This is a genomic window from Candidatus Acididesulfobacter guangdongensis, assembly GCA_004195045.1.
In the GTDB taxonomy this organism is placed as follows: Bacteria; SZUA-79; SZUA-79; order Acidulodesulfobacterales; family Acidulodesulfobacteraceae; genus Acididesulfobacter; species Acididesulfobacter guangdongensis.
Genome location: SGBC01000001.1, coordinates 651,234 through 674,213 on the forward strand (window position 1 = coordinate 651,234; position 22,980 = coordinate 674,213).

At 34.0% G+C, this 22,980-nt stretch carries 18 protein-coding genes; 14 read left to right on the forward strand and 4 right to left on the reverse strand.

All coding sequences use genetic code 11. The features are described from left to right. Entirely contained in the window at positions 1 to 456 is a 456-nt protein-coding gene (nrdR, locus tag EVJ46_03020) for a transcriptional repressor NrdR (GenBank protein RZD17218.1), read from the reverse strand. A gap of 165 nt (positions 457 to 621) precedes the next feature. Here nrdR and EVJ46_03025 point away from each other — a divergent pair, with 165 nt between their 5' ends. The 9 genes from EVJ46_03025 to EVJ46_03065 all read left to right on the forward strand — a co-directional run bounded on the left by EVJ46_03025 (position 622) and on the right by EVJ46_03065 (position 13,276). Beyond that, positions 622 to 1,320: a prepilin-type N-terminal cleavage/methylation domain-containing protein gene (locus EVJ46_03025; GenBank protein RZD17219.1), complete on the forward strand. Its 699-nt coding sequence runs from the start codon at positions 622 to 624 to the stop codon at positions 1,318 to 1,320. Positions 1,321 to 1,504: 184 nt separating this feature from the next. Then, positions 1,505 to 1,933, forward strand: a complete 429-nt coding sequence (locus EVJ46_03030) for a hypothetical protein (protein RZD17220.1) — start codon at positions 1,505 to 1,507, stop codon at positions 1,931 to 1,933. Between the two features lie 223 nt (positions 1,934 to 2,156). After that, on the forward strand, positions 2,157 to 3,107 hold the full coding sequence (locus EVJ46_03035) for a lactate dehydrogenase (protein RZD17221.1): 951 nt from the start codon (positions 2,157 to 2,159) through the stop codon (positions 3,105 to 3,107). Between the two features lie 127 nt (positions 3,108 to 3,234). After that, positions 3,235 to 6,102 carry an isoleucine--tRNA ligase gene (locus EVJ46_03040; GenBank protein RZD17222.1) on the forward strand — a complete coding sequence of 956 codons (2,868 nt, stop codon included), beginning with the start codon at positions 3,235 to 3,237 and terminating at the stop codon, positions 6,100 to 6,102. A gap of 48 nt (positions 6,103 to 6,150) precedes the next feature. Further along, positions 6,151 to 7,194 (forward strand): triosephosphate isomerase, encoded by a 1,044-nt coding sequence (locus tag EVJ46_03045; protein RZD17223.1) that lies wholly within the window; start codon positions 6,151 to 6,153, stop codon positions 7,192 to 7,194. A 206-nt stretch (positions 7,195 to 7,400) separates the two neighbouring features. Then, positions 7,401 to 8,786: a histidine--tRNA ligase gene (gene hisS, locus EVJ46_03050; GenBank protein ID RZD17224.1), complete on the forward strand. Its 1,386-nt coding sequence runs from the start codon at positions 7,401 to 7,403 to the stop codon at positions 8,784 to 8,786. 91 nt (positions 8,787 to 8,877) lie between these two features. Then, the gene (locus EVJ46_03055; protein ID RZD17225.1) at positions 8,878 to 11,922 is read left to right on the forward strand and encodes an EAL domain-containing protein; all 3,045 of its coding nucleotides are present in this window, start codon (positions 8,878 to 8,880) and stop codon (positions 11,920 to 11,922) included. A 791-nt stretch (positions 11,923 to 12,713) separates the two neighbouring features. After that, the gene (locus tag EVJ46_03060; protein RZD17226.1) at positions 12,714 to 12,971 is read left to right on the forward strand and encodes an AbrB family transcriptional regulator; all 258 of its coding nucleotides are present in this window, start codon (positions 12,714 to 12,716) and stop codon (positions 12,969 to 12,971) included. 2 nt (positions 12,972 to 12,973) lie between these two features. Further along, positions 12,974 to 13,276 carry a hypothetical protein gene (locus EVJ46_03065; protein RZD17227.1) on the forward strand — a complete coding sequence of 101 codons (303 nt, stop codon included), beginning with the start codon at positions 12,974 to 12,976 and terminating at the stop codon, positions 13,274 to 13,276. A 385-nt stretch (positions 13,277 to 13,661) separates the two neighbouring features. Here the strand turns inward: EVJ46_03065 and EVJ46_03070 are convergent, their stop codons facing one another. Continuing rightward, complete coding sequence (locus EVJ46_03070) at positions 13,662 to 13,874, reverse strand: hypothetical protein (protein ID RZD17228.1); 213 nt, start codon at positions 13,872 to 13,874, stop codon at positions 13,662 to 13,664. Positions 13,875 to 15,098: 1,224 nt separating this feature from the next. On the opposite strand from EVJ46_03070, the gene EVJ46_03075 reads away from it, so the two are divergent. Both EVJ46_03075 and EVJ46_03080 read left to right on the forward strand, forming a co-directional pair. Beyond that, a complete protein-coding gene (locus EVJ46_03075; protein ID RZD17229.1) occupies positions 15,099 to 15,536 on the forward strand; it encodes a GGDEF domain-containing protein in 438 nt (145 codons plus the stop codon). A 40-nt stretch (positions 15,537 to 15,576) separates the two neighbouring features. Next, positions 15,577 to 15,879 carry an EAL domain-containing protein gene (locus EVJ46_03080; protein ID RZD17230.1) on the forward strand — a complete coding sequence of 101 codons (303 nt, stop codon included), beginning with the start codon at positions 15,577 to 15,579 and terminating at the stop codon, positions 15,877 to 15,879. Between the two features lie 68 nt (positions 15,880 to 15,947). On the opposite strand, the gene EVJ46_03085 is transcribed toward EVJ46_03080, so the two are convergent. Beyond that, positions 15,948 to 17,012 carry a hypothetical protein gene (locus EVJ46_03085; GenBank protein RZD17231.1) on the reverse strand — a complete coding sequence of 355 codons (1,065 nt, stop codon included), beginning with the start codon at positions 17,010 to 17,012 and terminating at the stop codon, positions 15,948 to 15,950. Between the two features lie 425 nt (positions 17,013 to 17,437). Beyond that, the gene (locus EVJ46_03090; GenBank protein ID RZD17232.1) at positions 17,438 to 17,917 is read right to left on the reverse strand and encodes a DUF3617 family protein; all 480 of its coding nucleotides are present in this window, start codon (positions 17,915 to 17,917) and stop codon (positions 17,438 to 17,440) included. Positions 17,918 to 18,665: 748 nt separating this feature from the next. Between EVJ46_03090 and accC the strand changes: the two genes are divergently transcribed. The 3 genes from accC (at position 18,666) to amrB (ending at position 22,940) form a co-directional block, all read left to right on the forward strand. Further along, the gene (accC, locus tag EVJ46_03095) at positions 18,666 to 20,090 is read left to right on the forward strand and encodes an acetyl-CoA carboxylase biotin carboxylase subunit (protein ID RZD17233.1); all 1,425 of its coding nucleotides are present in this window, start codon (positions 18,666 to 18,668) and stop codon (positions 20,088 to 20,090) included. Positions 20,091 to 20,145: 55 nt separating this feature from the next. Next, entirely contained in the window at positions 20,146 to 22,050 is a 1,905-nt protein-coding gene (gene oadA / locus EVJ46_03100) for an oxaloacetate decarboxylase subunit alpha (protein ID RZD17234.1), read from the forward strand. Between the two features lie 62 nt (positions 22,051 to 22,112). Continuing rightward, the gene (amrB, locus tag EVJ46_03105; protein RZD17235.1) at positions 22,113 to 22,940 is read left to right on the forward strand and encodes an AmmeMemoRadiSam system protein B; all 828 of its coding nucleotides are present in this window, start codon (positions 22,113 to 22,115) and stop codon (positions 22,938 to 22,940) included. Positions 22,941 to 22,980: the final 40 nt, after the last annotated feature.

Genomic DNA, 22,980 nt, shown 5'->3' on the forward strand with positions numbered 1-22,980 from the left:
TTATTTTTTTTCAATTAAATCAGATACTGTTTCGTATAATTCGTTTATATCTTTAAACGACAGATAGACTGAAGCAAATCTCACATAGCTTATAGCATCGATATTTTTTAGTTTATTAAGAGCAAATTTTCCGATTTCCGTACTTTGTATTTCGTTCAGACTGCTTTCCTCAATCCATTTTTCAACTGATTGGATTATAGTTTCTATATCTTCTATGGAAACAGGTCTTTTTTCACATGCTTTAATTAAACCGTTCAATATTTTCTGTCTGTCAAAAGCTTCGCGTCTGCCGTCTTTTTTAATAATTAAAGGCAACGACATAACAATCGTTTCTAATGTATAAAATTTTCTGCCGCAAAAATTGCACTGCCTTTTTCTGCGGACTGCTTTGGCATCTTTAGATAATCTTGAATCTATAACTTTATCGTCTTCGCTTGAACAAAACGGACATTTCATAGATAATTTTATTATTAATATAAGTATAAATTAAGTATAATAATATATAGAGGCACATGGATAATATAACATTTTTCAGCACAGTTTGTTATTATGCAATTTTTATTTATAAAAAATATTGCTATTATTATAATATAAATTTATAAAAATAAAAAAATAAAAAAGATGTTTTACAAAAATTCTATCAAAGACAACAATGCTTTTACATTAATCGAACTGGTGATGGTTTTGGTTTTAATAGGAATAGTCGGCATAATAGGCGTTGTAGGGCTTGGTTCCGCTGTTTCAAGCGATAGGGCAATTTATGAAAGGCAGTTTGAATCGTCTATCAGGTATGCCCAGCAGTATTCTATGTCTCATTACTGTTTTGCATTTGTAGTTTTTGGTCTGTCAGCTAATTCAAATTCCTGCTCCGTATCTTCCGGCGGAGTGAACTCGGGCGCAGAATACGGCGGATACCAGATATGTGCGTGTCCTTCGTCAAACAGTACAATAAATAGCGGCGGCACATCGTCCGCCCCTGTTTTAATAAATAATCCTCTGGCGCAGGTTGCAGGTTATTTTCAAACCGCATTTAACTACAATATAAAATACTCAGTTCAAAATAATGCCAACGCTGCGCCGAATATAACCGGAAATTATTTTGCTTTTAATTCGGAAGGACAGCCCGGCGTTTTTTCCGCTTCCGCTTCCGCAGATGCTTTTTGCTCACCCCAAAGCGCTCAATATTTTACGCCGTTTTCGGTCGCTGCCGATTCTGCGGCAGATTATTTTATTAACATATCCTTCGGCGATAAACCTTCGGATTCTTTTTATGTTTATCCTAATACAGGGCTTGTAAGCAGCAGCGGCACCCTGCAATAATAACAAAATTATTTATTTTATCCATTCACAAATAATTTTTTTGATGATATAATATTTTTTTAATTTTGTTCGGAAGCTATTTGATATTGATATATTTATTGATATTGATGCGTAAAATTTATTTTATTTTAATTTTGTTTAAAAAATTATTTAAAAAAACACACAAGAAAGGGGGAAATTATTTATGTTTATGCAAAAAATTAAAAATCTGTTTTCTGTATCGGCAATTTCTTTATCGGTAGGTTTATTTGTTTTTGGTTTAGCAGTGTTTGCGGCGCCGAAGTTTGCAAACGCTAAAACAAAAACTTTTTATTGCCCGTTAGGCTATTCTTTTAACCCAAAGTTAGAACTGTGCGAAGGCGACGGAAGCCTGAAAGGCTACAACACTACACCTGCTACAAAGATAAACGTTTTTAAATCAAAACACCATGTTTTTATTTGTCCAAATAAGTATGTCTATTCTAAAAAGATTCAGCTGTGCAGAGGCGAAGGTTCTTTAAAGGGCAGCAATATTCAGCCTACTGTTGAGACCAGAAAAGCAAAACCTGTTTCAAAAATTTCTAAAACTGCTCTGAAAAATATTAAAAAGACTGCTTTGAAGGTAAAAAAATAAGCGGTAAAAAAACAGAACCTGAATTTTATTCTAACTGAATGCAATAAATATTGACCGTATTGCAATCGTTATACACCGTCCGGATTTGGCAATATTGCCGGCGTAATATTATTGTTATTTTTATTTATTTCTATTATCAAGATTAAGTTAAATAAAAAATAAACAAATTGGATGAAATATAAAACATAAAGTGAAAATAATAGCAATATTAAGAAATCAGAGGATGTTTGATATATTAAAAGAGTATGCCGACTTAAATAATTTCGGTATTATTCGTTATGCAGATGTTAAAGATTTTTTTGAAGATTATTCTTCATACTCAAGCGAAGATATTTATATGGTTGTCAACGCTGGAATAGATATAGGGCGTGATGTGCTGTCTCTAAAAAATCTTAAAGCTGTTCAGCAGTTCGGCATTGGTTTTGAAAATGTTGATTTAGACGAAGCGGCAAAAAACAGAATACCTGTTTTTAACGTTCCTACACAAGGTACGGCAAATGCAACGTCTGTGGCAGAACTGTCGATGTTTTACGCTCTTGCCCTTGCAAGAGATTATAACGGATGTATAAATTCTATCAATCACGGCATTGCAAATGAACCTATGGGTATCAGCCTTGCCGGAAAAAAATTCGGTATTATAGGTATGGGCGGAATAGGTCTTGAGCTCATAAGACTTCTTAAGCCTTTTAATACCGTTATTTACGGCATTAAACACTCGAGACCGGAAAAAGATTACGCAAGGAAATTAGGCATAGAGTTTACAGGAACATTTGACGACGATTTTAAAATTATTCTGCCTAAATTAGATTTCCTTATTCTTGCGCTTCCGCTTAATGAAACTACGCAAAATATTTTAAACGGCGAAACAATAGCGCTGCTGAAAAAAGGTTCCTATGTCATAAACGTAGGCAGAGCGGGACTTATTGAAAAAAACGCTCTTGTGGAAGCATTAAAAAGCGGAAGGATTAAAGGCGCCGGACTCGATGTCCTGTGGGATGAACCTGCGCATATAAAAGATGAAATATTTCATTTCAATGTTATAGCGACTCCTCACATCGGCGGAGCCACAGAATCGTCGATTCACGATATAGCGAGAATATGTATAGAAAATATTAAGAATTATATCGCCAGTAAAAGCTTGATAAATTGTGTAAATTCGGAAGCATTAAGTTAGAAGGCGGCAGGCAGATGGATATATGTATAGAATAGAGATGATAAGTTTATTATTACCCTGTTATTGCATTTAAGATTAAAATTAAACAGATAAATATAATAAAAATAGAAAAATAAAAAGGACATTTATGGATTATAAAAATACGCTTAATTTGCCGTCTACCGGTTTTCCCATGAAGGCTAATCTGAAAACCACCGAAGAAAAATTTTTAAAAGAGTGGGATGAGATGGATTTATACGGAAAAATGTCGGAAAAAGCAAAAGAAAAAAATTTTAAAACATTTATCCTCCATGACGGTCCGCCGTATGCAAACGGTCATATTCATCTCGGCACTGCTCTGAATAAAATTTTGAAAGATATTATAATACGATTTAAATTTATGCAGGGCTATTACGCCCCTTACATACCCGGCTGGGATTGCCACGGTCTTCCTATAGAGCATAATGTAGATAAAAGTTTAAAACATAAAGACGCTATTACACAGCTGGAAAAAAGAAAACTCTGCAGGCAGTATGCCGCAGAGTTTGTAGAAATCCAGAAAGCTGAATTTAAACGGCTTGGCGGCGTCGGAAGGTATGACGAGCCGTATTTAACAATGAATTATTCCTATGAAGCCAATACCGTCAGGAAACTGGCTGATTTCATTAAAAACGGCGGGCTTTACAGAGCAAATAAACCGATATATTGGTGCAGTTCGTGCAGAACAGCGCTTGCCGAAGCCGAGGTTGAATATGCGGAAAAAACATCGCCTTCGATTTATGTAAAATTTAAAATGAAATCGGGACTCGGTGATATCGCAAATCTGCCGGAAGGCGAAAGTATTTTTGCGGTGATATGGACAACTACCCCATGGACATTGCCGGCGAATCTCGCAATATCCGTAAATCCTGATTTTGATTATGTTTTTGTTGAGGTAAATAAAAATCTAAACGGCAGCAGCGGTAATGGCAAAGAAATATATATATTAGAAGAAAGTCTTGCCGAAGAAACATTAAAAAAGTTTGGATTTAAAGACGGCGAATTTAAAATACTGACGAAAACCAATGGAAAAAATTTGGAAAATAAGATCGCTGCGCATCCGTTTTTAAATAGGGACTCTATTCTTATTCTGGGCAAGCATGTAAAAAAAGATACCGGTACGGGTCTTGTTCATACCGCGCCCGGTCACGGAGACGACGATTACGCCGTCGGATTAAAATACAATTTGCCCGCATATGCTCCGGTTAACAATGAAGGCAGGTTTGTAAACGATGTAGAGTTTTTTGCCGGAATGCGTGTTTTTGATTCTAATCCCCATGTTATAGAAAAATTAAAAGAAACAGATTCATTAGTTCTTGAAGAAAAAATTGAGCATTCTTATCCTCATTGCTGGAGATGTAAAAACCCGGTTATTTTGCGTTCTACAAAGCAGTGGTTCATTTCAATGTCTATAAATAACCTTCGTGAAAATGCGCTTAAAGCTGTTAAAGAAAACGTCAAATGGATACCTCAGTGGGGGGTCGACAGAATATCCGGAATGCTTGAGGTAAGACCAGACTGGTGTGTTTCAAGACAGAGGTCATGGGGTGTTCCAATTACGGCTTTTTATTGCAAACAATGCGGAGAGCCGCTGATAGATTATGATATTACTATGAAAATAGCAGATGAATTCGAAAAATACGGTGCGGATATCTGGTTTGAAAAGGATGCCGGTTATTTTTTGGACGAAGCAAAAATTAGTAAACATGTCAAATGCAGCAAATGCGGCAGCGAAGAATTTGAAAAAGAAAGCGATATATTAGATGTATGGTTTGACAGCGGAGTGAGTTATTTTTGTGTTCTGAAAAATGATAAAGATATGAAAGATATCGGTTTTCCGGCAGATTTGTACCTTGAAGGTTCCGACCAGCACAGAGGTTGGTTTCACTCAAGTCTTTTAATAGCTATCGGTTCTCAGGACGGCATCCCTTACAAGTCTGTCTTGACGCATGGATTTGTCGTGGACAGTTCGGGAAGAAAGATGTCCAAGTCTCTCGGCAATGTCATTGCGCCGGATGAAATTATAAATAAATACGGAGCAGATATATTAAGGCTGTGGGCTGCATCGGAAGATTATAAGAACGATATGAGAATTTCCAATGAAATATTATCGCGCCTTTCCGAAGGCTACAGAAAAATAAGAAATACGATAAGATTTATGCTGGGCAATCTGTATGATTTCGACGAAAACACCAATGCCGTAAACTTTGAAAATCTGCGCGATATAGACAGATATGAAATGCATAACATATCCATGCTTGCGCAAAATTTATCAAAACACTATTTAAATTATGATTTTCACCTCGTATATCAAAATATATACAGATTCGTTACGAGTTTTTCATCTTTTTATCTGGATATTGCAAAAGATTCTCTTTATGTCGAAGCAAAAAATTCATTCAAAAGAAGGTCTATTCAAACAGTTCTATACCAGGGTTTGGATGTGCTGATTAAATACCTTGGTCCTGTTCTGCCCTTTACATCTCAGGAGGCGTGGAGCTATTTTAACAAAAAAAATAAAGAAACAGAGCTTGTATTTGAACATTTTGACGAACCGTTTGATAAAAAAGACGAAAGTTTCATTGATTTTGAACTTGCCGAAAGGTTTGAAAAACTTATTGAAGCAAGAAATATTGTTTTATCATCCTTAGAAAAAGCAAGAACCGAAAAAACTATAGGCAGTTCGCTTGAAGCATTGGTAATAATAAGAGCTTCCGAAGAAGATTATAAATTATTATCAGAATTTCAAATAAACGAATTAAAAGAAATATTTATTGTGTCCGATTTGCAGATTGAGCGGCTGCAGCCGGATGAAGCAAACGGAGAGTTTATTTCAGAAGCTATAGTAAAACCTGCTCCGGGGCAAAAATGCGCAAGATGCTGGACATTTAAAGAAAGTGTAGGAACTCATAGCGACTATAACGATGTCTGCGACAGATGCTATGATGTATTAATTGATTTGCAAGCAGACAATTAAATTAAATAAAACAGAAGGATAAAAATATTGTGAAAGAACGGAAATATTATGAAAAAGAAAAAAATAATCGCAGCTAATTTTAAAATGAACAAAACGCATCTTGAAGTGCGCGAATACCTGAAGTCGTTTTTTAAAAAATTGAAAGAATTCAGCAGAACCTATGAATCCGATGATTTTAACGGCAATAAAGAAAACGGCTCAAATAGCGGCAGCAGTACGCAATCCGCATCTGTTGCAGGCGCCGCAGAAGCGGAAATAGTCTTCGCTCCCCCCTTCACGGCTCTTAATGAAGCATACAATATAATTGAAGAAAATTCAGAATTCAGAAATATTGTTAAACTTGCTTCGCAAAATGTTTATTGCGAATCATCGGGTGCATATACCGGCGAAATATCCATAGATATGATTAAAGCATTCAATTGTACATACGCTATCGTAGGTCATTCAGAAAGAAGATGGATATTCAACGAATCCGAAGAACTTATTGCTAAAAAAATTTCCGCTATATTATATTACAATACAAAAATAGCAGCCGATATCCGTAATGACGGCGATAATAACGCAGAAAAACATAGCGTCAAATTTTCTGCTGTATCGCCCATATTGTGCGTCGGTGAAAATTTAGAGATTAGAAAAAGCGGAAAAGCCTTTGATTTTGTGGCAGCGCAGTTAGACAGCGCATTAAATTGCTATGCAAAAGATTTAAACGGCGGAACTGTGCAGAATAAGGACGGGTTTAGCTCTATAAAAACAGCGAAAAGTATTAATAGCAATCATAAAGGCAGCGGCAGTACCAACGCTGCGGGTATTGATACCGGAAAGCTCATAATTGCCTATGAACCTATATGGGCAATAGGCACGGGAGCGTCTATAGAACCGGAAGACGGCGAAAAGATGCATAAATTTATATATGAATATTTAACCGCTAATTATTGCATTGAAAATTTTTCGGTAATTTACGGCGGAAGCGTTACCGAAAAAAATATTAATGTATTAATGGAAAAAGACCATATTGACGGCGTATTGGTCGGCGGAGCAAGTCTTGACCCCCAATCTTTTTTTAATATATACAGTTTTGCCGTTTCAAAATAAAATATTGCATATCGCAAATATTGCAAAGTCATGAAAATACAGCAGCGCAGCGATGGCATATTTCTAATTTTGATTATCCTGCGGCAAATTCATCTTCATTTAAAGTTATAAATAATATATAATATAAAAATATGTATATGCAATACTATATATATTAACAGCATACAACTTACACAACATATACTAATAAACAGGTTGATAAAAAAATGAGCGATAATTTTAAAAGTATTCAGCGGGTGCAGCCGCCTAAAGGGACAAGGGATTTTCTTCCCAACGCTATGATTTTGAGAAGAGATATAATAGAAAAAATTAGGAAATGTTTTGAACTTTATGGATTTAGCGAAATAGATTCGCCGGTTTTTGAGTATTTTGAACTTCTTTCAAGAAAATGCGGAGAAGAAATAGAAAAAGAGATTTATACTTTTAAAGATAAAGCGGACAGAAAACTTGGCTTAAGATTTGAGTTCACTTCTCCGCTCGGGAGATATTACGCTTCAAATAATTCAAAACTTACAAAACCTTTTAAAAGATATATAATAGGAAAAGTTTACAGGTATGAAAATACCCAGAATGGCAGGTACAGGGAGTTTTATCAGGCAGATGCCGATATTGTGGGGGTTTACTCAATGTTTGCAGAACTTGAATTAATGGATTTGGCGGTTTTTACACTTGAAAAGTTGGGACTCAATAATTATGCAATACATCTGAATAACAGAAAACTATTAGACGGCATTATTGAATTATCGGGTATACCTGCAGATAAAAAAGAAGCGGCGTTAAGAATTTTGGATAAATTGTCTAAAATAGGCGAAAGTAAAACTGTAAAAGAATTTACAGAAAACGGTTTAACTGAAGAAAACTATAAATCTTTTATTAATTTAGTAAACGGCGGCAGTTTTGCAGAAAAAAATAATGCCGGCAGTTATGCCGGCGGCTATACGGAAAATAATCCAGATATAATATTTTTAGAATCCCTTAAGGAAAAACTTAGAAATAACGCTCAGTCATTAGATGGAATAAATGAGCTTATAGATATTTTTAAAAATTCTAATAAATTTAAGATCGGCAAATATTTAAAGTTTGACCCGCTGCTTGTAAGGGGTCTCGGCTATTATACCGGACCGATATTCGAAATAAAATCGTTAGATGTTAATATCGGCAGTTTTGCGGCAGGCGGCAGATACGATAATCTGCTTGAGCTGTACGGAGCGCGTCCCGAAGGGGCATGCGGATTATCGTTCGGCGTTGACAGAATTATAGATATAATTAATGCGAAAAATCCTGGCTATATTAATGAACTGCCGTCTTCTACCAAGGTATTTGTCGCATATCTTGAGCCTGACGAAAAGGTAATAGACTATGCTTTTAATGTAGCAAAAGAGTTTAGAGCAAACGGCATAGCCTGTGAAATAAATCTTAATGAAAAATTGAATATATCTAAACAGCTGAAATATGCCGACTCAAGAAATATCGGCTATGCCGTCGTAATAGGCAGCAATGAACTTTGTGAAAATAAAATCAAGTTAAAAGATATGAAAAAAGCGGAAGAATTCTTTATATCTATTAAAGAAGCTGTAGAAATTTTAAAATAAAGCTATTAAAATAAAGCTGTTAAAATAAAGCTTTAAAAATAAAATTATTAAAATGAAGCTATGATGATAAACAACAACGATAAACTAAACTATGAATAGAATCGTAAAATCCAGAGCATTTGCCGCAGGCATTCTGATTATTTTATTATATATTGCCGCTTCTTTTGGAATTTATTGTTTAATCAATCATATAAACGATAAGGCAAAGATTAATAATTCATTTTATAAAAAGACTCTATGTCTTGCTAAAGATTTTTATTTTTTAAATTTATATTTAAAACAATACAAGAGTACTAATAATTACCGCTCAAAATCCAACAGTCGCTCCAATCTTCGCTATACTGCCCAAATAAATTCTAAATTGAATGCTGAACAGTATCTACACCATAAATCGGGAGTGAACGCTGCCGATGTAATTTCTAAATTAAATTCTAAAATCAATTCTAAAATATATTCGATAAATAAAAGTTTCCGATATTTATTTAAAAATTTGAAAAGCAGCGATAAGTCTTTATTAAAATTAATACACCCTGTTTTATACAGAGCATTCATAGACTGGAAGAATAAATCTCTGCCGGAATTGAATTTATTAGAAAAACGGAAGAATGTTAAAAATATACCTATCTCACGCTTATCTTTTATATTTTACCGTAATTCGAGGCTATTAAGAAAAGCTTCGGATGCGTCAATGAAAAAAAATATGAATTATATAAGCGATTCCATGCATCTGCTGAGCCTGCTTCTTTTTATAAATTTCTTAATGGTAATTATTATAAGTCCTCTGTTTCTGTATTATATTATTAAGGTTAAAATTCAGGCGGAAGACAATGAAAAGTCGATCCAGTCGATATTTAACCAGATGGTTAGCGGTCTGGTCCTTTTCAGGGACAAATTTATTTACGTAAATCCGGAAGGCGAGAAAATACTTGGATATTCGTCGGAAGAATTAAAAAATATGAATAATTGGGATATTATGTCCTATGAATTTAAAGAAAGCGCAAAATCAAGATATGCAGGGGCTATTAAACATGAAGGCGAAAGAGGCGAATTTCTGTATAAAATCATCGGCAAAAATAATGAAATAAAGTGGGTTCTTTTTCATTCTCTGACTATAAATTATAAAAATAAACCTACCAGATTAGCTAATTTTATAGATTTAACGGAACGGAAAAATGCGGAAGACAAAGTAAAAAATCTTACAAGACTTTATTCTACACTCAGCGAAATAAATCAGCTGCTTTTGAGGGTCGAAAACATCGACGATGTTTATGAAAATATATGCAGAATTGCCGTTGAGAAAGGTCAGTTTAAAATGGCTTTGTGCGGTTTTCCTGATGAGCGCAACAGCAATAAGATAGCCGTTAAATTTTCTTACGGCTTTGTCGGAGACTATCTGGATGATTTTAGCATGTATGTTGACGACGCAATGCCTGAAGGAAAAGGACCCGGAGCTACGGCTTTCAGAGAGGACAGAATTGTAATCAATAATGATACGGAAAACAATCCTATGATGCAGCCGTGGAGAGATAAAGCTCTGAAGATGGGTTTTTTATCCAGTGCATGCATTCCGCTTAAACGGCAAAATAAAATAATCGGGATATTCAGTTTATATGCCGGAGAAAAAGATTTTTTTGACGATAAAGAGATTACACTGTTAGAAGAATTAATGAAAGATATTTCTTTTATGATAAATAAAATTGATTTGGAAAAAGAAATTAATTTTATATCATTCTATGACGCTCTTACAAAACTTCCCAACAGAAATTTTTTCATAGAAAGCGTGAATAACTTTCTTGAAAGAATAGAAAACCGCCCTGCAGCCATAATCTTGCTTGATTTTTATAAATTGTCGTATATTAACAATACATTCGGCTACGGCGCCGGAGACGAACTGCTTATAAAGACGGCTGATGTGCTAAAAGATGCCTTTGACCCGACCGATATAATTTCAAGAATAGGCGGGGATGAATTTGCAATATTCATAAGCAATTTAAGCGATAAGGATTCGGCAGTGCAGTTCATTGACAAAATAAAGCAGTGTTTTAAAGATGAAATAACTATCGGTACGCATAAATTTAATATTTCCTATAATATAGGGGTATCGATTTATCCTGATGACGGCATTACGGCAAACGATCTTTTAAAATCCGCCGATATTGCCCTGTCAAACGCAAAAACTCAGGGTGAAAACGATTATGAATTTTTTACCTCTTCCATGAACGTTAAAGCTTCTGAATTTTTAATGATGAAAAAACATCTTACGGAGGCATTTGTTAATAAAGAATTTGTCGTGTATTATCAGCCGTATTTTAAGGTGGATAAATTAAACAAATTAAACAAGGCTCATGATTACGATGATCACAGCGCAATAGATATGAATAATAATATTGCTCTATTAAATCCCGCTATATACGGCATGGAAGCGCTTATGCGCTGGAACAGTCCCGATTTAGGTCTTGTTTCGCCGGTTAAGTTTATCCCTCTGCTTGAAGAAATGGGTTTAATAAGGCAGCTTGAAGAATTTTTGATTGAAGCGGTATGCAGCGATTTGCAAAACTGGAAAAAAATGAACTTAAATTTAGTTCCAGTTTCTATAAATATTTCCCCCGTAAGTTTTGACTATGAAGTAAAATGGTACTGCAATCCTGAATTGCTTAACAATTCGTCGCATATTTTTGAAGGCGGAAAATTAAGTTTGGCGGATACTATTTTTCAGGCTATAAAAAGGCACGGTCTGGAATATTCTTTGATAAACATAGAAGTAACCGAGGGTTTATTTATTCACCATTTTGACTGTGCTCTTAAAATACTAAACACATTTAAAGCAAAAGGTATGAAAATATATATTGACGATTTCGGTACCGGATATTCCTCCTTGTCGTATATAAAAAATATCCCTGCCGATGTTATTAAGATAGATATTTCATTTATCAAAAGCATGATGGAAAACCAGAAAGTTTTTGCAATCGTCAATACCATTGTAGAACTTTCCGCAAGATTAGGTATGGAAACTATAAGCGAAGGCGTTGAAACAGTTGAACAGCTTGTAAAATTACAATCTCTCGGCGCAAATATGGTTCAGGGGTATCTTTTCTCAAAACCTGTGCCTGAGGCAGAGATACGCAAAATGCTTTAAAAAAAGTTTTTATTGCCCCCATAAATATAGTAATATCAATGTGTTGCTGATAATTATGGTGCAGTTGGGTTAATTATTAAATATTAAAAATATTCAGCTTATTTTGCTAATTGCTTTAATATTTAATAGTTGTTATAAATCGCATATTTCTTAATTTTTTTAATAATAATAGACGCAGTGCATGAAATATTATTTTAGTCATAAATGCAGCGAGAATTAAAAAATTAGAGACGTACGCCGTTTATTATTTTTAAAACTGTTTAAGATATTAATTATGCTTTACTTTGAAATATTAGTTATTTATTAAACGTATTATATATAGTATATATTATATATTTTATATATTGGTTATTTTTTCGTAATTTTTTTCCTGACTTTGACACCTCATACAGCCCAAAGCCTTTAAAATGCTGTGTTTCTATTTTGAAAAAGCGCAATTTGCAGGATGAATTTAATTGCAATTTAACATGCGCAAAATGCATAAAACTAAATTTATAATCGGTGAAAAACGGAATTTTCGTTCGGTGTTTTGAGTACTTTTCGTTCGGCGTTTTAGGGAATTTTAAATCGGTGTTGACATAAAAGGCGTGACCCCGTTCCCATGGGACTTTTAAAGGTTTACGAACTGAGGAAGGAAGGGTATGTTTACGTTACCAATCCGTAAAATTAATGCGGCGTGTAGTTTTGTAGTTTTCAAATAAAATAGCCCCTTGCAATATCTTAGTATTTATCTTATAATCATAAATGTGGGCTAATCCCACTTATTTAATTTTTACAATGAGGCGATAAATATGAAAAACACAGGGCTATTAGAACGGAATACACAGTTAGCGGTTAGAATAGACGATAAAGGCAGGCTTACTTTGCCTATAAGCATAAGAAAGGATATAAATATAAATCCGGGAGATATATTTTATTTAAATTACGATGCGGCAAAAAAACAGATGCAATTAAATAAAGCTATCAATCCCTTTGATGTTTTAGCAGGGGAAGCCTTAAAAGAATATAAGAAAGGCAATGCCAAAAGAATAGAAAAACTTGCAAAGTAAATATGGAAACCGCCTACGATGTTCTGTTTACCGCTAATGCCGAAAAAGACCTGCTAAATCTTAAAAAACTCAAAGAATCCGCACTCGATAAGATTATGGATTTAGAACAAAACCCGCTCAAAGGGCATATACTTAAAGGAAGCCTTAGCGGAGTAAGGGCTTTGAAATTCTCAATTAAAGGAGTCGCCTACAGAGCGGCTTACATTGTTATAGAAGAAGACCGCGTTTGTCTGGTTTTTATGATTGGACCGCATGAAGGATTTTACGAAAAAGCGCAGAGAAGGGCAAAAACTTTTGGAATATAATAAAAAAATCCAACTATTTATTTCATCCCCAACAATCCCCTTAGATGTTTTTGCGCCATAGTCTGCGCTCTTTTTTCGCCGGAGTTTTTGCCGTCAGGCAAAAAACGGAGCAAGAAAAAACGGGAATATTCAATATTTTGTGTCAGCTTGAAAATTAAAAAATTAGGGACGAACACCGTTTATTATTTTAAAACTGTTTAACATACTAATTATGCTTTATTTTGAAATATTAGTTATTTATTAAACGTATTATAACATAGTATGTATTATCATATGTATTATACGCTTTATTCTTTATATATTGGTTATTTTTTCGTAATTTTTTTCTTCCGGAATTCTAACCGGAAGAAATTTAGATTTTTCGTAGGCATGGTTATGAATAACTTCAAGAATAAGGGCATATTGTTCGCCGTTGTACTTCATTAATCTTAAACAGGATACGGTTTGAGTCATCAAGTTTTGCCCTATACAATCCATAATTAGGCATTTTTTTGACGCTTGCCTGTTTAAAATTATCGTTTTGAATAAAGCCTATAATTTTATCGTAATTTTTTTTTACGCCGGAGGTGTTTAAATCATTATATTCAAGAATTTTCATAATTAATATATATAAAAATTATGCGTACGATACGATGATACGCAAGATACGGGTACGCAGGCAAGCAGACAAAATAGATAAGCCGCATATGCTGTTTTGTGCATTTGCCTATTTTTCCTCCCGAAATATTCAATATACAAATCAGATATCTTTATTTTAATAATAAGAATACATGGCGTCAGCAGCAATTATGTAAAAAATAGGGCCGTAATTTATTAGGTTCATAATAGTATTTTGCTACCTATTTGCTGCTGTTTAATTTATTCTTTCGCTTTAACTGGTGCCCCGACCGGAATCGAACCGATGACCAAAGGTTTAGAAAACCTACAGTCTATTTTATAACTCATTGATTTTATTTGTATATTTATACAATATTAAAATTAGGTAGTAATACAGTAGTAAAATAAGCTAAAAACAATATTTGTTATGAATTCATCACTTTTATTTTGGCAGTCAAAAAGTTGTAAGTTAGTTTGCATACAAGAGAAAAAATAAATCCGTCATTTTTTTATTTTTTGTATTTCATTGAACGCATCCAAAAAAAGCAGTATAATTAATAAATAAATGATATATTTATTAATAAAATAATTTATTAGTGCTAAAATTTATAATATCATAATATTAAAATAAAAGATAATTATCCCGTCGCAGGGTTAATTCTTTACGGGTCAAAGGCGAGGGGCGACTATAATCCGAAATTCAGATTTAGATATCCTTATCGTAATTCAGGATAATTATGATATAGATGCCGATATATCTTTTGATAAGCTTAAAGATCTTTATTTTTTAGCGCCGGATAGAAAAATAAGAGATGAAATTTTAGAAATAATAATAGACATTGAAACTAAATACGATATCTTTATAGATTTTCAGATAAGAAACAGAAGCTATTTAGAAACTAACGTTGCCGGTGTTGTGCCGTTATACCAAAATATTAAAAAAGACGGAATATTATTATAATTATAGCAACAGGTTATGACCATAGAAAAAAGAGACAGGGACGCTTTAATAAAATACAAAATAGAAAGAGCGGAAGAAACCATTGAAGATGCCGTTATAAAATTTAATAAAGAAGACATTGCTTTATCTCTCGAACAGGCAAAAGAATTTATTAAAAAGGTAACGAATGTCAATATTGTTTATTTTGAATAATAATTAAAATAAATTTATGAAGATTAAAAATCAAAAACAATAAACTAACGGGTTAATGACAATGAAAGAAGCATCCCTGCAGCCATAATCTTGCTTGATTTTTATAAATTGTCGTATATTAACAATACATTCGGCTACGGCGCCGGAGACGAACTGCTTATCAAGACGGCTGATGTGCTAAAAGATGCCTTTGACCCGACCGATATAATTTCAAGAATAGGCGGGGATGAATTTGCAATATTCATAAGCAATTTAAGCGATAAGGATTCGGCAGTGCAGTTCATTGACAAAATAAAGCAGTGTTTTAAAGATGAAATAACTATCGGTACGCATAAATTTAATATTTCCTATAATATAGGGGTATCGATTTATCCTGATGACGGCATTACGGCAAACGATCTTTTAAAATCCGCCGATATTGCCCTGTCAAACGCAAAAACTCAGGGTGAAAACGATTATGAATTTTTCACCTCTTCCATGAACGTTAAAGCTTCTGAATTTTCATTTTGACTGTGCTCTTAAAATACTAAACACATTTAAAGCAAAAGGTATGAAAATATATATTGACGATTTCGGTACCGGATATTCCTCCTTGTCGTATATAAAAAATATCCCTGCCGATGTTATTAAGATAGATATTTCATTTATCAAAAGCATGATGGAAAACCAGAAAGTTTTTGCAATCGTCAATACCATTGTAGAACTTTCCGCAAGATTAGGTATGGAAACTATAAGCGAAGGCGTTGAAACAGTTGAACAGCTTGTAAAATTACAATCTCTCGGCGCAAATATGGTTCAGGGGTATCTTTTCTCAAAACCTGTGCCTGAGGCAGAGATACGCAAAATGCTTTAAAAAAAGTTTTTATTGCCCCATTAATATAGTAATATCAATGTGTTGCTGATAATTATGGTGCAGTTTGGTTAAAACCCAAATTTTAAACCGAATTGCAAGAATATTTGATTATATTGATCTGTTGGTTCTACATATGACTTTGTAATAAGATAATTTGAATTTACAATTTCATCATTAGCATCATCTATAACAACGCCATTATAAGTAATATTATTTATATTTGATCTTCCCATTTTATTCTGTTCAAATTTAAAGCCTATATAAGGGTTTATAGATATACCATGAATTTTATATAATTTATAACCTGCTTTAATTCCAAATATATATCCTGCTTTTGGCGCCATAATAAAATGTGTAGAATTATTAATTGCAGCACCATAAAATGTATAGCCATTAGAAAAATTATAAGTATGTTCTGCCGGTACTGCACCATTTACTACGTCTTTTATATCATTAAGATAATATCCTTCGGCTTCAATCCATAATTTATTATGCAATACAGGCGGTATATAATAAGCTTTAGCGCCTAATACATAATAATTTAAATGATAATAATCGCTATTTAATCCCGGTAAATCCCTATTCCAATTTACCCATTGATATCCAAAATTAGGAATAACGGCTAATCTATTGCCGATACCTAAATATTTTCCCAAATTAACAACATAACCTAATCTAAATCCATATCTTGACATATTAGACGAATGTGCTATATTTGTAAGACCAACCGGTTCGTCGTATGTTCCTGAACCGGGCAGATATGAATAACTTGCTTTATACCATATAGGAATCTGTTTGGTTAAAATATTCTGAAAAGAAATTCCGTATCCATGAAATCCTATATGTTCACCGTCTTGATATGAACCGGCAGGATTAGACGAAGAAGCAAAAACAGACGGCTCATATTCACCATAGTGGAAATAATCGTTTTCAAAATAAATATTGACGGATTTGATAATGGAATCTACATTTACCCTTTGTGAAACTGATGTTTTATATGCGGTTTGAATTTTTTGACCGATAGGATGATAACTTTCAGGATATCCGTATTTCGACATAGTCTGTGCATAAATATTCGCTGAACTCAGCATAAATATTGCGATAATAGTAAAAATTAATAAAAATTTTTTCATTAACCTTTCCTCCTAAAAGAATTATGTATATTTTAATAATGCAATTTAAATTATATATATTATAATAATTAACTACTTAAACATATTATGCAATCTTTATTTAATATCAGCAGAGCATATATAAAAAAAGTATCTTCAGTTTCCGCTTATACGTATAGAATTTATTAATGCATCTAATTGAAGTTACAATTAAGTATTGGAAATTTAGATTATTTATTCTATGCTGATTTTTATTATTTATTTACATAATAAATAAATTATGTTTATAATATTTTAATTAAACTTATGTATATTTATGCATCACCCTCATGAAATGTCAAGAATTTTTTTAAAATTGATCTAAATATATTATGCATACGATACAATGATACGCAAGATACGGATACGCAGGCAAGCAGGCAAGCAAGATAGATAAGCCGCATATGCTATTTTGTGCATTTGCCTATTCTTCTTCCCGAAATATTAAGCAGTGTATCCACAGTTATAGTTCTATTTTGAACATAGCTTGTAGAATATAGATTTCCGCGCATATAAGAAGTTACGTCTGTCGGGAATGTTTCTTTTAAGAGCCCCTTTATTACGGAGTGCATACCATTTTTGTCGGTAGAACATTCAAACGTCATTATGGCGGTTTTTCCTCTCATCGTTACCGTTGAATTAGGGCAGGCGTTAGACATATAAGGCATTTTAGGCATGACCGGTTTATTGCCGACGCACGAATTAACAGTAAAAGTTGAAGGCGGAACGGTGTATGGCATATTCTCTACTTTAATGTTTCCGTGAAACTGCCACAGCCCCGGCAAAAAAAGACCGCCCGCATAAACTGTATCAGCATAAACAATAGTAAAAAAATATGCCGATAAAAATATTAGAACAAACAGAACAAATCTTACAGTGTTTTTCATTTAGAGCACCTTTTCATTTTAATAAATTCGCCGAATAAATCGCATATAGCACATTTTTTTGTTAGGTTAGACAGATTTATGATTTTCACCTGAAAATAATATTTGTTTGTTGATTATTGATTATTGTGCTAATAATAATAATAATTTTAATTATATTTGTCAACAGAAACATATCCTATTTATTTTATATCCGGAATAATAAGGGCAGACACAATTAATAATATCATTATTAAAATAATCCAAACAGCGGGAATAACATTCTTGACATTTTTAAAATAATGGTTTAAAATTAATAATAAACAAAATGTATCTTAAACTTTTTAAACTTTATAGTTTATTATCTCATTATTATTTTATTCAAAATGTCGGTATCTATAGTAAAGTAATATTCTGTTTTATATATTAATTTATTGATTACTTATTTTAATAAATTAATAATTTGATGCTGACTATTTTATCATATTATTCATACGCAGTGTATATATATTATTTTCGCCTGTAGTTTATCTCTATTATATTTTAAATATTAAATATAAATATAAAAAAGCGATAAAGGCAGCCTTTATTACCTGAATTTTTATTTATCTTCTTCAGTAAAGTCAGTAAAAAATTAAAATTTTTCTTACTTTTTAATTGACTAACTAAACTTATTATCTAAATTTAAAATGTAAAATGCACGATGTTTCTTAGAAACATTTGTAATCAAAAAGATTAACTATTTAAAAATATTTTATGTAAAAAAGACCATATGAAAAAATTTAAAAAAGTATTAATAGCCAACAGGGGCGAAATAGCTTCCCGTGTTATAAGAGCATGCAAAGAGCTTGGTATTAAGACGGTTGCAATTTATTCCGAGGCAGATTCGCAGGCTCTGCACGTTAAAAAAGCGGACGAGGCGTATCTTGTCGGGCCGGGTCCTATCTCAGGATATTTGAATGTTAATAGAATAGTTGATCTTGCAGTTAATATAGGGGTCGATGCGATACACCCGGGTTACGGTTTTTTGTCGGAAAACGCCAAATTTCCCGCATACTGTGAAAAAAGAGGAATTGTTTTTATAGGTCCGTCGGCTAAGTCTATCGCTATGATGGGCGATAAAATAGAATCAAAGAAACTAATGCGTCAAGCAGGCGTGCCCGTTGTCGGAGGTTCCGAAGGCGGAGTCGAATCTGAGGAAGATGCATTGAATATTGCAAATAATACCGGATATCCGGTAATGATAAAAGCTTCCGCAGGCGGCGGCGGCAAAGGAATAAGAATTTGTTTTAACGATGACGATATTAAAAAAAATTTTTCGCTGTCAAGGTCTGAAGCTGAAAAAGCTTTCGGAAATCCGGAAGTTTTTATTGAAAAATACATAGATAAGCCTCATCACATAGAATTTCAAATTCTTGCGGATAATTACGGCAATATAATCCATCTCGGCGAGAGAGATTGTTCTATTCAAAGAAAACATCAAAAATTAATAGAGATTGCGCCTTCTCTCATATTAACCGAAGAGTTAAGGAAAAAAATGGGCGAGTCCGCCATTGCAGCGGCTAAAGCCTGCGATTACAGAAATGCCGGAACCATAGAATATATTATGGATAAAGACGGCAATTATTATTTTATGGAAATGAACACCAGAATTCAGGTTGAACATCCTGTTACCGAAATGATTACAGGAGTAGATATAGTAGGGGAACAGATTCAAATTGCAATGGGCAAAGAATTGGATATTAAACAGGAAGACGTTGTATTAAGGGGCTATGCTATAGAATGCAGAATTAATGCCGAAAATCCGAGAAAAGATTTTGCTCCCAGCACTGGAAAGATTACTGCGTACTACTCGCCCGGAGGCATTGGAGTCAGGATAGACGGAGCTGTATATAAAGATTATGTTTTGCCGCCTTATTATGATTCAATGATTGCTAAAATGACTGTTTACGGAAGAACATGGGATGAAACGGTGAGAAGGGCGTCAAGAGCCCTGCAGGAATTTGTCGTAAAAGGCATAAAAACTACAATACCGTTTCAGTTAAAAATTATAGAAGACGAAGATTTTATAAAAGGAAATTTTGATACTCATTTTATTGAAGAAAGGCAATATTTAAGGGATTATAAGGTACAGCGCGATCCGTTCGACAGGATTCTTGCTATATCGGCTGCCATCGCAGCATATTACGGTATATAAAACTAAAGGAAATAACTAAACTAAGTTAATTTATAAAAATAACGGGCGTAATATTATGAATGAAAAAAAAGAAAATTATATCAGAAAAGTTGATTTTATGGAAGTCGCTTTAAGAGATGCGCATCAGTCGTTGCTGGCTACGAGAATGACCACTCCCGATATTTTGGGAATAGCTCCCGTCCTTGATACTATAGGGTTTTGGTCGTTAGAGGTGTGGGGAGGAGCGACTTTTGATTCATGTCTGAGATTTCTAAAAGAAGACCCGTGGGAAAGACTTAAAAAATTACGCAAATCTTACAAACATTCCCGTCTTCAAATGCTTTTAAGAGGACAGAATTTAGTAGGATACCGTCATTACGCCGACGATGTCGTAGAAAAATTTATAGATTTAAGCGTTAATAACGGAATAGATGTATTCAGGATATTTGATTCGCTGAATGATTTCAGAAATATCAGAAAATCAATGGAAGCCGTAAAAAAAAGAAAAAAGATAGTAGAAGCGACAATATGCTATACGACGAGCCCTGTCCACACAAATGAATTATTTACTGAAATGGCAGTGGAACTTGCAGAAATGGGAGCCGATACGATAGCCATTAAAGATATGGCTGGTCTGCTTTCCCCGATAAAAGCATATGAACTTGTATCTATGATTAAAAAAGTCGTAAATTTGCCTATCCATGTTCATTCGCATTCAACAAGCGGTTTTGCTTCAATGGCGCTGTTAAAAGCAGTTGAAGGCGGAGCGGACATTATAGATACCGCAATATCGTCAATGTGCTGCGGAACGTCCCATCCGCCGACGGAATCCATGGTATTTACTTTATCGGAAATGGGCTATGATGTAGATCTCGATCTTGAAAAACTTAAGGAAGTTGCTGATTATTTTAGAAAAGTAAGAAAAAAATATAAAGTTTTTGAGAGTGAATATACTGGTCTTAATGCCGATGTGCTTGTTACTCAGGTTCCGGGCGGAATGATGTCGAATCTTGCAAATCAGCTTAAGGAACAAAATGCGCTTGATAAAATGGATGAGGTTTTATACGAAGTGCCTCAGGTGCGTGAAGATTTAGGATATCCTCCTTTAGTAACGCCAACTTCGCAGATTATCGGAACTCAGGCAGCTCTTAATGTAATAACGGGAGAAAAATATAAAGTTATAACAAGCGAGACGAAAAATTATCTAAAGGGCTTTTACGGCAAAGCGCCGGCTGCAATAAACGAAGATGTAAGAAAAAGAGCTTTAGGCAATGAAGAATTTATAACCGTAAGACCGGCTGACCTTTTAGAACCTGAATTGGGACAGAATATAGACAAAATTAAAGAATTTATAACCGGCGACGAAGATATTATGAGCTATATATTATTTCCGCAGATTTCCATTGAATTTTTTCAAGACAGAAAAGACGGAAAATTGCCGGATTATACAATTCAAACCGACGGTATGGAATATGCCGCCGATATGTCCGGCGGGTTAGTGCTTTCCGATGAATTTGTGGGAGCGGAAAAATTTAGAGACGGCGACCTTGTGCCGAGTGAATTTATTGTTACCGTGCACGGCGAAAATTATAAAATAAAAGTTGCGGGCGTAGGGCATAAATCTGACCAGAAAAGACCGTTCTTTTTAAATGTTGACGGAACAATGGAAGAAGTAACGATTGAGTCGCTTACGGAAATAGTTCCGAGTTACGGAGGCGAAATAGTCGGCGAAAATGTTGCAAGGTCAAAACGTCCTTCGCCTAAAAGAGAGGGAGACGTCTATGCTCCGATGCCAGGCAGAATTACAAAATTATTGGTAAAAAAAGGCGATACCGTAAGTGCCGGCGATACCGTGCTAATAGTCGAAGCTATGAAAATGGAAAATGAAATCCATACGCCCATAGACGGTATTATCAAGGAAGTATATGTTAAAGAAGGCGATATGGCGAACCCCGACGAGACGCTTATATATGTTGAATAGATTTTGTAGTATAATAATATAAAAATGATTAATTAATATTGATTAATATTAAAATTTAGAAGGTGATTCAATTGACGGTACGCAATCCGGCAGTGGCTGGTTCTTTTTATCCTGCGGATATAAATCAGATAAATGCGCTTATACAATCTTTTAATGTGAGTATTCCCGAACATAAAATAAACGCTTTCGGGATAGTTTCTCCGCATGCGGGGTATGTTTATTCCGGAAAGACGGCTTTTATGGGGTTTTCTTCTATCAACATTAAAAAAAATATAATAATTATAGGTCCTAACCATACCGGTTTAGGCGCTGCTTTTTCTGTTATGAATGAAGGAAATTATAATTTTGGTTCATTTAATGTGCCGATTAATTCAGCCCTTGCAGATGAAATTATTAACCAGAGCGACAGTCCTTTCCAACATGACGATAAAGCTCAGCTGAAAGAACATTCGCTTGAAGTTCAGATTCCGCTGATTCATTATTTTATGACGGATTTTTCGATAGTTCCGCTTGTCATATCGTATGTCAGGTATAATGACGTAATAAAAGCCGCTAAAGCTATTTATAACGCCATTGTGAAATTAAACCTGCTTGACGACGTTCTGGTGGTAGCAAGTTCCGACATGACTCATTACGAAAGCGCCGAAGAGGCTGAGATGAAAGATTCTATAGCTATAAACGAAATCCTCCGGCTGGATTCCGAAGGTCTTTATAACAAAGTTATAAATAATAATATTTCTATGTGCGGATTTATTCCTGTTTCAATTATGCTGCTAATCGCAAAAATGGCAGGGAAAAATAACGCAAAATTAATTAATTATACAAACTCCGGAGAGGCTTCAGGGGATTATTCAAGCGTTGTAGGGTACTCTTCTATTGCAGTATATTAATAATATGCGTATATTGAATAATTCAATATGCATGATTTGC

Excerpts from the sequence above, each read along its gene's own strand:
- EVJ46_03055 (RZD17225.1), top strand. The coding sequence starts at position 8,878 with ATGAATAGAATCGTAAAATCCAGAGCATTTGCCGCAGGCATTCTGATT.
- EVJ46_03045 (RZD17223.1), top strand. The coding sequence starts at position 6,151 with ATGAAAAAGAAAAAAATAATCGCAGCTAATTTTAAAATGAACAAAACG.
- accC (RZD17233.1), top strand. The coding sequence starts at position 18,666 with ATGAAAAAATTTAAAAAAGTATTAATAGCCAACAGGGGCGAAATAGCT.
- EVJ46_03025 (RZD17219.1), top strand. The coding sequence starts at position 622 with ATGTTTTACAAAAATTCTATCAAAGACAACAATGCTTTTACATTAATC.
- EVJ46_03040 (RZD17222.1), top strand. The coding sequence starts at position 3,235 with ATGGATTATAAAAATACGCTTAATTTGCCGTCTACCGGTTTTCCCATG.
- EVJ46_03065 (RZD17227.1), top strand. The coding sequence starts at position 12,974 with ATGGAAACCGCCTACGATGTTCTGTTTACCGCTAATGCCGAAAAAGAC.
- EVJ46_03060 (RZD17226.1), top strand. The coding sequence starts at position 12,714 with ATGAAAAACACAGGGCTATTAGAACGGAATACACAGTTAGCGGTTAGA.
- EVJ46_03030 (RZD17220.1), top strand. The coding sequence starts at position 1,505 with ATGTTTATGCAAAAAATTAAAAATCTGTTTTCTGTATCGGCAATTTCT.
- oadA (RZD17234.1), top strand. The coding sequence starts at position 20,146 with ATGAATGAAAAAAAAGAAAATTATATCAGAAAAGTTGATTTTATGGAA.
- EVJ46_03035 (RZD17221.1), top strand. The coding sequence starts at position 2,157 with ATGTTTGATATATTAAAAGAGTATGCCGACTTAAATAATTTCGGTATT.
- EVJ46_03090 (RZD17232.1), bottom strand. The coding sequence starts at position 17,917 with ATGAAAAACACTGTAAGATTTGTTCTGTTTGTTCTAATATTTTTATCG.
- nrdR (RZD17218.1), bottom strand. The coding sequence starts at position 456 with ATGAAATGTCCGTTTTGTTCAAGCGAAGACGATAAAGTTATAGATTCA.
- EVJ46_03080 (RZD17230.1), top strand. The coding sequence starts at position 15,577 with ATGAAAATATATATTGACGATTTCGGTACCGGATATTCCTCCTTGTCG.
- EVJ46_03070 (RZD17228.1), bottom strand. The coding sequence starts at position 13,874 with ATGAAAATTCTTGAATATAATGATTTAAACACCTCCGGCGTAAAAAAA.
- hisS (RZD17224.1), top strand. The coding sequence starts at position 7,401 with ATGAGCGATAATTTTAAAAGTATTCAGCGGGTGCAGCCGCCTAAAGGG.
- EVJ46_03085 (RZD17231.1), bottom strand. The coding sequence starts at position 17,012 with ATGAAAAAATTTTTATTAATTTTTACTATTATCGCAATATTTATGCTG.